The following is a 12,725-nucleotide window of genomic DNA, read 5'->3' as shown; positions in this document are numbered from 1 at the left end:
ATGGAAATACAACAAATTCTGAATCCACGCTATCTGGAATCCGGTGCGATTGACTGCGAAGTTTTGTTTGAAGGGATGGATGAAGCCGTCCCCTACACAGCCACACCAGAAGACAGTGCAATGACAGGCCAACGCGTCTGGCAGGAACTGCAAAGCGGCAAATGGGGCAAGATTGCCCCGTTCACCGTATCACCTGAAATGCTGGAAGCAGCAAAAGTCGCCAAACGCCAGGAAATCGAGGCATGGCGCACAGAACAGGAAGCACAGCCGTTCACGTTCGAATGGAACGGTCGCACCTGGAACGCCGGCCCCGACTCATTGACCCGCCTTTATCCGGTGGTGATGGCATCAAAATCCGACACAGCGCGGGACGTTATGGCATGGGGTGACGCCGATAATCAGCAAGTGAAGATGTCGATGCCAGAGCTTGAGGGGCTGGCTACAGCTATGGCGCAGGCGCAGGTTAACCGCAATGATGAAATTTATCGACGTCAGCGACAGATGAAGGATGTGCTGGATAGTCTGAATAATCTTGCCGACATCCGCGCTTTTCAGGCTGGAGAGTCAGAATGAAATGGGAAAACGCAATTCTGCGCCCGTCAGCCATGAACATTAAATGCTCTGTGGTTTGCCTTCATCCATGGTCAGAAAATACCGGAAACATCAAACCATCGGGGCGTTATCTCAGCCCCGAAAATGCTGTATCTGCACTTTTACCCTATCTGAAAGAAAACACGGAAAAGGACATTGTGGCGCTGTTATTTTGCGCTCCTTCTGCTGGCGAGTTTTTATCACTCGCCAGGCAATTTTCAGGCGCATTTCCGTTGCCGGAGGTGGGACGAATGTCCCGCATGATCTCCAGCCAGCTTTCACTGGCCATCAGCAGAATGCAAATCCCCGCCAGACCGGCAACATCACTTCCAGAACCGATAATGCTGTCGACACAGACCACTCGCAGCATGTCGCTGGCGGCAACCATTGCACAGGCAGCCACTCCTGCCGCTACATCACCGGAAACATTGTCATCATCACTGCATCAGTTCATGAATGCGAGAGATAAAGCCTTACAGGAAATAGCTAATCAGCAGACCGCACTCCGGCAAAAATTTTGCCCGGTGTGGCGCTTTTGCTACAAAGGAGCCCTTAGCCAGGCTGCAGTGCTGATACAAAAAAACATCCCACACCCCGAGTGGGTTTTTACAGCTGTGATGCTGTTCGTCGGCGATAATCTCTCATCACTAAGGGAAGCACTACATGACCCAGATGATTGTCCTTGCGCTTGACGGAGAAGCCATTCTGCTGCGCAACATCACCGTCAGCGCCACCATGCAACTACCGGACAAAGATATGTCCGGACAGTCAACCAGCACCACGAGCGCCCAGCAGGGAAACAAGGCTAAAGAGCTGCGCGTGTCGGGGGTTATTGATTTTAACGATGAAGCTATTCTGACCCGTATTTTTCAGCTTGCGGAGGCAACAGAAAGCAACGGTGCTAAAAAAACCTATCGCATTGCTAACGCTACCGCGAAGGCAATCAATATGCGACAGGGGGTATTTTCTGGTGGCATTGATGCCACGGAACAACAGGGAAAAATGCACTGGCAGATCACCTTTACTCTCAGGGAAAAATTAAGCGTGCCAGAGAAAGCATCCGCACGCAGCGGTTCGCAGAAAACCATCGCCAGACAGCAGACCCAGAATGGCAGCGAACAGGCACCAGACAAAGGCATGAATACGCAAAGTTCGTTCTGGAAAAAAATCAATGATGCCGTTGGCTCTGGTCTGGATGCTGTTGGCATCGGGAGCGTGAAAGAGGAAGGGAAAACATGAAATTGATACAACGCTGCATGATTAATGGCGAATGGGTGGAAATTGCCGATATAAGCCTTGTTCTTACCCTGAATGCTGCCGGTCGTGGCTTCATTTCTGTTAACAATCTGTCACCCGAACACAGCCTTGCCGGCGCAATGGTACAAATTGATCTCGGCCGTGACGGTGAAGCATGGCGCTATTTCTCCGGCTACATTGAGCGCGATCAACCTGCTGAAAATGGCTCACGTCGCCTTTTTATTCGTGAAGCGGCTGCTGTGCTGGATTTTGATTTCCCTTGCTCCATGCAACACCCGACGTTGCGGGGGGTACTCGATAATCTGGGGCGACAAAGCGGTATCGTTTTTATCACTCCGGATGCGGATTATGCCAGTATACCAACTCCCTACATCACCCACAGCGGCAGCGGAGCACAGCTGCTCAGCCAACTGGGGCGAGCATTCAGTATCAACGATTACGTCTGGCACCCTATGCCGGACGGTTCTGTATTTGTGGGAAGTGCAGCTGATTCACGATTTGCCAGCATTACAATGCCGGATATTCCGCAACAGTACACACTCGGGCAAAGCGGCGGAAACAGCATCGACATCATGTTTATGGAAACTGTGCGACCGGGCGTGAACCTTCCAGCCGGGCGCATTACCCGTGTAGCCCTCAACAACGAGAAAATGACCCTGACATGGGAGCGCCTTACCGCCACGGGCAGCCCTGTTTCCAAATCACCATTACGCAGACAAATGGAAACACAGTTCCCGGAACTGGCCAGCGGTACGCTACATACCCGGCTGGCGCGCGTCATTGCACCAACGGAGCCCGCCACCCTGGGCGATGTGGCCGACAGTTTCCGCCCACGCTACGCCGTCGATGTGCAGTTGCTTGATGAGAACGGCAACGATAAAAGCGATACGCCCGTTTACCCGGCAGTACCGCTCCCCGTCCCCATGGCTGGCAGTGAGGCGGGATGTTTTGCCTACCCGCCGGCTGGCACCATCGTGGAAATATCCAACATTGAAGGACGACCGGATAAACCTGTCATCAGGCAAATCTTACCCGCTGGCCATAACCTGCCTGATGTAAAGCCCGGCGAACAGCTGCAGCAACAGCGCGCAGAAGTGTTTCAGCGTGTCACGACTGACGGAAGCTGGCACAGAGAAACCGATCAGCAAATCAGGGAGCATTCAGCCAGGCGAACCATTAACAGCGATCAGGAAGAACGCACAACAACAACCAGAACAACAACAGTACAGGCAAACGACATAACCAGCGTTCTGGGAACCAGCAAGCTGATGACAGGCCAGACAGAACACATTACTACTGGTCATTATGCGATCGCAGCCGGTGAGCATATCCAGATGGTAGCGCAGGATTTGCTGACTAAACTCAAAGGGGCGACATCCACGATTGAGCGCGACCTTACTGAAAACGTGGGAGGCCGCAGAACATGCCGGGCGGACGGCGGTCTGGAGTTTACAGCCCCGACAGTATTTATTGGTCGCGGTGGCTCACGGGAAAAATCCGGACTTAATCTGCTGACGTTGTTGATTGATATTCTGGATCTGGTTCAGTTGCTGGCCACACACACTGCAAACCACACCCACAGCAACACCGGCGCACCAACAAACAGCAGCGAACTTGCCGCAGACGCCAAACAGGCTACGAGCCTGCGCGAAAAATACGGTGACCTTATCGCCTGATCACCGGGCATAAAACCCCCATAAACGCCCATCACGCAACGCACGGCTCCGGTCGTGCGTTTTCATATCTGCCACCTGATTAATGCGTTCTGCGTGCCATTCCGGCGCTGTATGCGCACACCACGTAAACGGTGTGACGTAAAGCGTGAGGTGACGTAAACCGCGCTACCCCCTCCAACCCGCGGGTTTTGTGTCGAAACAGTTTTTCAGTTTTCTGCCGTGCAAAAATGACAGCCAGCCCGCGCAGCAACTGAGGGAAAAGCGAAGATCTGAAATTTCACGCTTTGAAATTTTTTTCAGTTTTCAGAGAGTTTTTTACGATCCCATAAATGGCGGGGTCAACGAAACCGCATGATATTAAAAGAGTTTTCATGCTTTGCGTGGGGCGAGACACGATCGCGAAAGGATCGCATAGAAAAATCGTCAAACAACGAAGCCAGACGCGGCGCGGCCTGCGTAAAATTGAGAGTCGAAATTAAACTGAAAAAAGGATCAATGCCGCGCCTCGATCGCACATGACGATCTACGCAACAACAGGACGAAAAAAAACCGGCGCGAACGCCGGCGGAAGCATGTATCAAATGCGTGACTGAATAATGTCTGCGTTCAGGATATGCACAACAGAGTGTTGAAATTAGTCAACGTATTGAAGCAAGAAAAAAAAGCAGGCTAGAATTCACGCGGACGCCTTTCGACTGATGGCTGGACAGCAAACACGAAGGCCAGATGTAAAAAGGCCCAACTAAACCTTATGTTCAACTCTGGGCGTTTCACAACGTAATCAATAAGCGGGCAAGAGCTTAGCGCCTTTGCAAAAAAAGGAGCAAGTGCTATGTCGCAAAAATCGCTTATAGCCATCACGTTCTGCGTGACGGCAATCCTCATCATCTGGATGCTACACGGTTCGCTGTGTGAGATACGGATGAGCTTCTGGGGAGCGGAGTTTGCGGCGTTCTTACAGTGTAAGCAGTAAGGAAACCGCGACGGGGGAGCAATCCCCCGTCAATCGGTTGCCAGGGTTAAGGTCGATAAGGCACCCTATCTCGCAAACCTGAATGCAAAAAGCCCGCAGGATTAGTCGCGGGCTTTTTATTTCCAGAGAGGGTGGTTGGCTTACCGATTATTCTTCATTTTTCTTTGACGTTATTACCACAGTAGCCAGTTTATCAATCAGGCGCTCACACGCATCAACATCTTTGAGGTTTCTTAATTTGAGCTTTGCAGTTTTAGGCTCATCATCTCTGGTACAAAGGTGTAGCTCAACTTCAACATCATTCCTGTTTAACAACCCCATAATAACCCCTGCAAATTTTTTCGCCCGTGAGAGCAATTCGAACATAACACTAAGCATATCGGGTGCATTCGCAGAGAAGCAAGTCACACGACCTATATCAAATCCATTATTTTGAAAATACTCCTCTATTGAAGAGGAAAACTCTGAAGGACATGTAATCCTGACACTTGCAAATCGGGACTGATGTAATGGTGTTCCCTTTAAATATTGCACTTGAAGCCTCCGCATTAAAACTACAGCACAAGTGAGGCCAAACAGCCCCATGAACAAAATAGAAAACACAGATCGATAATATAAAACCGATCGATAAAAGCGATCAATTTGTTATCATATCGGCAGCAGTAACCACACAAGAGGTGCCGCAAATGACGCAAAATGTACGATGCAAAAATTGCAACAAACTACTTGCCCGCGCCTCATTTCACTACATTGAAATAAAATGTCCGCGCTGCAAAACACTTAACCAGATAACGAGAGCCATCGAGCACCCCACACACATGAGGAGTTATGACCGTGGGGATCACAATCCAGCACCAACCAGCACATACACCGGAACACACTAAGGTTTATCAGACTGACAATGCCACGCTCTGTCGTGGGAATGCGCTGGAAATATTGCCGCTGATTGAGCCAGAAAGTATTGATGCCTTAATCACTGACCCGCCTTACAGTTCGGGCGCGACACACAAGGCCGGACGCACCAACCAGGGCAGCCACGCAAAATATCTGAACGGCGAGAGCCTTCATCGCTTTGATGGGTTTGCGGGTGAAAACATGGATGCCCGTTCGTGGGCTTACTGGACACAATTATGGATGGCACAGGCACACCGCGCAGTCAGGCCGGGCGGTTATGCCCTGGTATTTACTGACTGGCGACAACTGCCAGCTTTAACTGATGCATTTCAGGCCAGTGGTTTCACATGGCGCGGCATCATTGCGTGGAACAAAGGAAGGGGGTCACGAACACCCCATACGGGGTATTTCCGGCATCAGTGCGAATACATCGTCTGGGGCAGTAAAGGCCATTTAGATAAATCGCCTTCGGGACCGTTCGACGGCTGCATGACGTTCCCGGTTATCCCATCAAAGAAAATGCACCCGACCGGAAAACCAGAAGAACTTATGGCAGAACTGGTCAGAACTGCGAATAGTGGCGGAACAGTCCTTGATCCTTTTATGGGGTCAGGGACAACGGGTGTGGCTGCACTGAAAGCAGGGCGAAAATTTATTGGTATAGAAACCAGTGATCATTATTTTGAGGTAGCTGCGCAGCGGCTTCGGGGGACCATCACCACAACCATTTCGGCTACATAAGACAAAGCCCGCATTTTTTTTGCGGGCTTGTATATCATTACTGATGTGGACAGTTTGTGGATGTTTATAAGAAATAAGCTAATAGAAACAATTTGTTAGCTTTACAAAAAACGCGCCCGAAGGCGCGTTGGCGATACACTCAATATAAAGGACTACTCTTCTTCAACTTCTTCGACGAAGTTGGCGTCTTTCACCGACGTTGCGGCACGACGTGCTTCGCCTTTGTGCTGCAGTTTATTGAGCTGCCGTTCCAGCTTGTTGATCAATTCGTTAATAGCGGTGTACATATCTTCATGTTTACCACTGGCAACCAGAACGCCGTTAGGTGTATTGATAGTGGCGTCAGCAACGAACCCCTGTGGTTCCTTGGACAGAATGATATGCGGATTAATCAGGTGCGTTTGCCATTTTTCCAGTTTGGCGAGACGGTCTTCGACATGTTGGCGGATTGCCGGAGTAATTTCCATTTGTTTGCTGGTAATGTTCATTGTCATAAATTTTACCTCTTGTCTTCCCGTCTTGGTGAATTCAGCATACCGCTCCTGATGTCAAAATGTGTGATGAAAATCTCATAATTTTGTCACTTTTTGTCAACGAAGTTTTTTTGTGAGAAATCGCAGGAAGAGGTGTTTTTTTACTTGAGGAATGTCTCAAAGCGAGCCATATTTGATAGGATCAGTCGCGACTGAATCGCTTTAGTTAGCGTTCAAATCGAATAAAAAAACGACAGCTCCAGGGCTGCCGTTTTGCGTATATCACACCTGTTAAGTGTTGCTGCTGTTAGCGGCAATAATTTTCGCGACTTTTTCAGCCTGAGCGTTCATCTGCATCTGGCGGTAAGCATTTTCCATCAGCGGCAGCGCATCACGCGTAGCCTGGGTATCCGGGTAGTCGCGCAGCATGCCTTCGACGCGGTTGACGACGGCAACCCATGCGCCACGTTCGGTGTAGTACTCTGCAACGGAGTATTCATATTTCGCCAGACGATCTTTCAGGAACACCAGACGTTTGGTTGCATCAGTGGTGTACTGGCTGTTTGGATAGCCGCGCACCAGTTTGGAAAAGTCACTAAACGCAGCTCGAGCATGTTGAGGATCGCGATCGCTACGGTCAACGCCAAAGAACCCTTGCAGCGCACTGTCATCCAGCGCCATATTGGTCAGGCCACGCATGTACATGACATAATCGATATTCGGATGGGTCGGGTTGAGGCGAATAAAACGATCGATGGCAGCCTGTGCTAACGGCAGATCGGCGTTTTTATAGTAGGCGTAGATGAGATCCAGCTGCACCTGCTGCGAATACGGACCAAACGGATAGCGATTATCTAACGCTTCCAGTTGCGTTATTGCCTGTCTCCAGTTACCGTCCTGCAGCTTTTGTTGTGCAGTCGCGTAAATTTCATTTGGCGGATTATCAGGTACTTCTTCCTTTGACCCCGAGCAACCCGCCAAAAACAGGCTTAGTGTGGCGGCTGCCACCAGATATTTCATGCGCGTCATGACGTTTTGACTTTCCTCAAAATGTAATACGGGAGATTCTCTGTTCCTGCTCCCGGTTAAGACCAGCTACAATAGCACACTATATTAAACGGCAAAGCCGTAAAACCCCAACGATAAACGAAGAAGCAGTATATATGGCACAACGAGTAGAACTCACTGCAACAGTGTCCGAAAACCAACTCGGTCAACGCTTAGATCAGGCTTTAGCCGAAATGTTCCCGGATTATTCACGTTCGCGAATAAAAGAATGGATCCTCAACCAGCGCGTGCTGGTTAACGGCAAAGTTTGTGATAAGCCGAAAGAAAAAGTATTAGGTGGCGAGCTGGTGGCCATCAACGCCGAGATTGAAGAAGAAGCGCGTTTTGAACCGCAGGATATCCCGCTGGATATCGTCTATGAAGATGAAGACATTATCGTCATTAATAAACCGCGCGACCTGGTGGTACATCCTGGCGCGGGTAACCCGGATGGCACGGTATTGAATGCGTTGCTTCATTACTATCCGCCCATTGCCGATGTACCGCGTGCGGGTATTGTCCATCGTCTGGATAAAGACACCACTGGCCTCATGGTTGTGGCAAAAACCGTTCCAGCCCAGACGCGCCTGGTGGAATCTCTGCAACGACGTGAAATTACTCGTGAGTATGAAGCGGTAGCAATTGGTCATATGACTGCTGGTGGCACGGTGGACGAGCCAATCAGTCGCCATCCGACCAAACGAACTCATATGGCGGTGCATCCGATGGGCAAACCGGCGGTCACTCACTATCGCATTATGGAACACTTCCGTGTGCACACGCGTCTGCGGCTGCGTCTGGAAACTGGACGTACGCACCAGATCCGCGTGCATATGGCCCATATAACCCATCCGCTGGTGGGCGATCCGGTTTATGGTGGCCGTCCGCGTCCGCCAAAAGGTGCTTCGGAAGCGTTTATCTCCACGCTGCGTAAGTTTGATCGTCAGGCGCTTCATGCAACCATGCTGCGTCTTTATCACCCGATCTCCGGCATTGAAATGGAATGGCATGCGCCTATTCCACAAGATATGGTGGAGCTGATTGAGGTGATGCGCGCCGATTTCGAAGAGCATAAGGATGAAGTGGACTGGTTATGAGTAAGCTGATTGTCCCGCAGTGGCCGCTGCCAAAAGGTGTTGCGGCCTGTAGCTCTACCCGTGTCGGCGGCGTGAGCTTGCCGCCCTACGACTCGCTCAACCTCGGTGCTCATTGTGGTGATAACCCGGAGCACGTCGAGGAAAATCGCAAGCGGCTTTTTGCTGCGGGTAATTTGCCTTCAAAACCGGTCTGGCTTGAGCAGGTACACGGTAAAGATGTGCTTAAGCTTACTGGCGAACCTTATACCTCAAAACGGGCGGATGCCTCGTATAGCAACACACCCGGCACGGTTTGTGCCGTAATGACAGCCGATTGCCTGCCTGTGCTGTTTTGCAATCGGGCAGGAACGGAAGTCGCGGCTGCCCATGCTGGCTGGCGTGGACTGTGCGCAGGCGTGCTGGAAGAGACGGTTTCCTGCTTTGCCGATAAGCCCGAAAACATTCTTACCTGGTTGGGGCCGGCAATCGGTCCACGCGCGTTTGAAGTGGGGCCGGAGGTTCGCGAGGCGTTTATGGAAGTAGACGCCAACGCGAGTACAGCTTTCATTCAGCATGGTGATAAGTATCTGGCGGATATTTATCAGCTTGCCCGACAGCGTCTGGCGAGCGTTGGTGTTGAGCAAATTTTCGGCGGCGACCGTTGTACATATACGGAAAATGAGACTTTCTTCTCTTATCGTCGCGACAAGATCACCGGTCGTATGGCAAGTTTCATTTGGCTGATATAACCTAAAGAATCAAGACGATCCGGTACGCGTGATTTTCTTTTCACATTAATCTGGTCAATAACCTTGAATAATTGAGGGATGACCTCATTTAATCTCCAGTAGCAACTTTGATCCGTTATGGGAGGAGTTATGCGTCTGGATCGTCTTACTAATAAATTCCAGCTTGCTCTTGCCGATGCCCAATCACTTGCACTCGGGCACGACAACCAATTCATCGAACCACTTCATTTAATGAGCGCCCTGCTGAATCAGGAAGGGGGTTCGGTTAGTCCTTTATTAACATCTGCTGGCATCAATGCTGGCCAGTTGCGCACAGATATCACTCAGGCATTAAACCGTTTACCACAGGTTGAAGGTACAGGTGGCGATGTCCAGCCATCACAGGATCTGGTGCGCGTTCTTAATCTTTGCGACAAGCTGGCGCAAAAACGTGGTGATAACTTTATCTCGTCAGAACTGTTCGTTCTGGCGGCACTTGAGTCTCGCGGCACGCTGGCCGATATCCTGAAAGCAGCAGGGGCGACTACCGCCAACATTACTCAAGCGATTGAACAAATGCGCGGAGGTGAAAGCGTGAATGATCAAGGAGCTGAAGACCAACGTCAGGCTTTGAAAAAATACACCATCGACCTTACCGAACGAGCCGAACAAGGCAAACTCGATCCGGTGATTGGTCGTGATGAAGAAATTCGCCGTACCATTCAGGTACTGCAACGTCGTACTAAAAATAACCCGGTGCTGATTGGTGAGCCTGGTGTTGGTAAAACTGCCATCGTTGAAGGTCTGGCGCAGCGTATTATTAATGGTGAAGTGCCGGAAGGGCTGAAAGGCCGCCGCGTACTGGCGCTGGATATGGGCGCGCTGGTGGCTGGGGCGAAATATCGCGGTGAGTTTGAAGAACGTTTAAAAGGCGTGCTTAACGATCTCTCCAAACAGGAAGGCAACGTCATCCTGTTTATCGACGAATTACATACCATGGTCGGCGCAGGTAAAGCCGATGGCGCAATGGACGCCGGGAATATGCTGAAACCGGCACTGGCGCGTGGTGAACTGCACTGTGTGGGTGCTACGACGCTGGACGAATATCGCCAGTACATCGAAAAAGATGCTGCGTTGGAACGTCGCTTCCAGAAAGTGTTTGTTGCCGAGCCTTCTGTTGAGGACACCATTGCTATTCTGCGTGGCCTGAAAGAACGTTACGAGCTGCACCACCATGTGCAAATTACTGACCCGGCAATTGTTGCAGCGGCGACATTGTCTCATCGCTACATTGCTGACCGTCAGCTGCCGGATAAAGCCATCGACCTGATCGATGAAGCAGCATCCAGCATTCGTATGCAGATTGACTCAAAACCGGAAGAACTCGACCGACTCGATCGTCGTATCATCCAGCTCAAACTGGAACAACAGGCGTTAATGAAAGAGTCTGATGAAGCCAGTAAAAAACGCCTGGATATGCTCAACGAAGAACTGAGCGACAAAGAACGTCAGTACTCCGAGTTAGAAGAAGAGTGGAAAGCAGAGAAAGCGTCGCTCTCTGGTACACAGACCATTAAAGCGGAACTGGAGCAGGCGAAAATCGCCATTGAACAGGCTCGCCGTGTGGGTGACCTGGCGCGGATGTCTGAACTGCAATACGGCAAAATCCCGGAACTGGAAAAGCAACTGGAAGCCGCAACGCAGCTCGAAGGCAAAACTATGCGTCTGTTGCGTAATAAAGTGACCGACGCCGAAATTGCTGAAGTGCTGGCGCGTTGGACGGGGATTCCGGTTTCTCGCATGATGGAAAGCGAGCGCGAAAAACTGCTGCGTATGGAGCAAGAACTGCACCAGCGCGTTATTGGTCAGAACGAAGCGGTTGATGCGGTATCTAACGCTATTCGTCGTAGCCGTGCGGGGCTGGCGGATCCAAATCGCCCGATTGGTTCATTCCTGTTCCTCGGCCCAACTGGTGTGGGTAAAACTGAACTTTGTAAGGCGCTGGCGAACTTTATGTTTGATAGCGACGAGGCGATGGTCCGTATCGATATGTCCGAGTTTATGGAGAAACACTCGGTGTCTCGTCTGGTTGGTGCGCCTCCGGGATATGTCGGTTATGAAGAAGGTGGCTACCTGACCGAAGCGGTGCGTCGTCGTCCGTATTCCGTCATCCTGCTGGATGAAGTGGAAAAAGCACATCCGGATGTCTTCAACATTCTGTTGCAGGTACTGGATGATGGGCGTCTGACTGACGGGCAGGGGAGAACGGTCGACTTCCGTAATACGGTTGTCATTATGACCTCTAACCTCGGTTCCGATTTGATTCAGGAACGCTTCGGTGAACTGGATTATGCGCACATGAAAGAGCTGGTGCTCGGTGTGGTAAGCCATAACTTCCGTCCGGAGTTTATTAACCGTATTGATGAGGTGGTGGTCTTCCATCCGCTGGGTGAACAGCACATTGCGTCGATTGCGCAGATTCAGTTGAAACGTCTGTACAAACGTCTGGAAGAACGTGGTTATGAAATCCACATTTCTGACGAGGCGCTGAAACTGCTGAGCGAGAACGGTTACGATCCGGTCTATGGTGCACGTCCTCTGAAACGTGCTATCCAGCAGCAGATCGAAAACCCGCTGGCACAGCAAATACTGTCTGGTGAATTGGTTCCAGGTAAAGTTATTCGCCTGGAAGTTAATGAAGACCGGATCGTCGCCGTCCAGTAAATAAGACAAGCGAGTCCTTCGGGGCTCGCTTTTTGTCTAATTTCCAACCGGAAATGGTCGTTTTTAAGGTGTTTTGCTTAAGAATTGAACGAACGATAAATTATTTTAAATTTCCTCTTGTCAGCTCAGAATAACTCCCTATAATGCGCCACCACTGACACGGAACAACGGCAAACACGCCGCCGGGTCAGCGGGATTCTCCTGAGAATTCCGGCAGAGAAAAGCAAAAAAATGCTTGACTCTGTAGCGGGAAAGCGTATTATGCACACCCCGCGCCGCTGAGCTGAAAGCCGCGTCGCAACTGCTCTTTAACAATTTATCAGACAATCTGTGTGGGCACTCGAAGATACGGATTCTTAACGTCGCAAGACGATAAATGAATACCAAGTCTCAAGAGTGAACACGTAATTCATTACGAAGTTTAATTCTTTGAGCATCAAACTTTTAAATTGAAGAGTTTGATCATGGCTCAGATTGAACGCTGGCGGCAGGCCTAACACATGCAAGTCGAACGGTAACAGGAAGCAGCTTGCTGCTTTGCTGAC

General features: G+C 50.5%; 13 protein-coding genes and 1 rRNA gene. 11 read left to right on the top strand and 3 right to left on the bottom strand.

Annotated features, from left to right (window positions below):
- From D9738_RS04500 to D9738_RS04480, 5 genes are all read left to right on the top strand, one after another.
- Positions 1-573, top strand: a complete 573-nt coding sequence (locus D9738_RS04500; RefSeq protein WP_130259650.1) for a DUF4376 domain-containing protein — start codon at positions 1-3, stop codon at positions 571-573.
- On the top strand, positions 570-1,283 hold the full coding sequence (locus D9738_RS04495) for a hypothetical protein (RefSeq protein ID WP_127767043.1): 714 nt from the start codon (positions 570-572) through the stop codon (positions 1,281-1,283). The genes D9738_RS04500 and D9738_RS04495 overlap by 4 nt, the downstream gene beginning before the upstream one ends.
- Complete coding sequence (locus D9738_RS04490; protein WP_000192891.1) at positions 1,255-1,830, top strand: hypothetical protein; 576 nt, start codon at positions 1,255-1,257, stop codon at positions 1,828-1,830. The genes D9738_RS04495 and D9738_RS04490 overlap by 29 nt, the downstream gene beginning before the upstream one ends.
- A complete protein-coding gene (locus tag D9738_RS04485) occupies positions 1,827-3,524 on the top strand; it encodes a hypothetical protein (RefSeq protein ID WP_130259649.1) in 1,698 nt (565 codons plus the stop codon). Before D9738_RS04490 ends, D9738_RS04485 begins: the two co-directional genes overlap by 4 nt.
- 832 nt (positions 3,525-4,356) lie before the next feature.
- A complete protein-coding gene (locus tag D9738_RS04480; RefSeq protein WP_032218680.1) occupies positions 4,357-4,497 on the top strand; it encodes a Hok/Gef family protein in 141 nt (46 codons plus the stop codon).
- A 147-nt stretch (positions 4,498-4,644) separates the two neighbouring features.
- On the opposite strand, the gene D9738_RS04475 is transcribed toward D9738_RS04480, so the two are convergent.
- Complete coding sequence (locus D9738_RS04475; protein WP_130259648.1) at positions 4,645-5,031, bottom strand: hypothetical protein; 387 nt, start codon at positions 5,029-5,031, stop codon at positions 4,645-4,647.
- Between the two features lie 152 nt (positions 5,032-5,183).
- Between D9738_RS04475 and D9738_RS04470 the strand changes: the two genes are divergently transcribed.
- Positions 5,184-5,381 carry a Com family DNA-binding transcriptional regulator gene (locus D9738_RS04470; RefSeq protein ID WP_077900366.1) on the top strand — a complete coding sequence of 66 codons (198 nt, stop codon included), beginning with the start codon at positions 5,184-5,186 and terminating at the stop codon, positions 5,379-5,381.
- Positions 5,326-6,132, top strand: a complete 807-nt coding sequence (locus D9738_RS04465; protein WP_130259647.1) for a site-specific DNA-methyltransferase — start codon at positions 5,326-5,328, stop codon at positions 6,130-6,132. Before D9738_RS04470 ends, D9738_RS04465 begins: the two co-directional genes overlap by 56 nt.
- A gap of 152 nt (positions 6,133-6,284) precedes the next feature.
- On the opposite strand, the gene raiA is transcribed toward D9738_RS04465, so the two are convergent.
- Complete coding sequence (gene raiA, locus D9738_RS04460) at positions 6,285-6,626, bottom strand: ribosome-associated translation inhibitor RaiA (protein ID WP_000178461.1); 342 nt, start codon at positions 6,624-6,626, stop codon at positions 6,285-6,287.
- Between the two features lie 270 nt (positions 6,627-6,896).
- Entirely contained in the window at positions 6,897-7,634 is a 738-nt protein-coding gene (gene bamD / locus D9738_RS04455) for an outer membrane protein assembly factor BamD (RefSeq protein WP_000197686.1), read from the bottom strand.
- 134 nt (positions 7,635-7,768) lie between these two features.
- Here bamD and rluD point away from each other — a divergent pair, with 134 nt between their 5' ends.
- From rluD to D9738_RS04435, 4 genes are all read left to right on the top strand, one after another.
- Complete coding sequence (gene rluD, locus D9738_RS04450) at positions 7,769-8,749, top strand: 23S rRNA pseudouridine(1911/1915/1917) synthase RluD (protein WP_130259646.1); 981 nt, start codon at positions 7,769-7,771, stop codon at positions 8,747-8,749.
- Positions 8,746-9,477 (top strand): purine nucleoside phosphorylase YfiH, encoded by a 732-nt coding sequence (gene yfiH / locus D9738_RS04445; RefSeq protein ID WP_130259645.1) that lies wholly within the window; start codon positions 8,746-8,748, stop codon positions 9,475-9,477. Before rluD ends, yfiH begins: the two co-directional genes overlap by 4 nt.
- Before the next feature lie 129 nt (positions 9,478-9,606).
- Positions 9,607-12,180: an ATP-dependent chaperone ClpB gene (gene clpB, locus D9738_RS04440; RefSeq protein ID WP_130259644.1), complete on the top strand. Its 2,574-nt coding sequence runs from the start codon at positions 9,607-9,609 to the stop codon at positions 12,178-12,180.
- A gap of 446 nt (positions 12,181-12,626) precedes the next feature.
- A 16S ribosomal RNA gene (locus tag D9738_RS04435) occupies positions 12,627-12,725 on the top strand; the annotation flags it as partial.

It is taken from the genome of Escherichia sp. E10V5, assembly GCF_004212315.1.
Lineage (GTDB): Bacteria > Pseudomonadota > Gammaproteobacteria > Enterobacterales > Enterobacteriaceae > Escherichia.
Note: the sequence above shows the minus strand (reverse complement) of the source record. Positions and strands in the feature narration are given on the sequence as shown.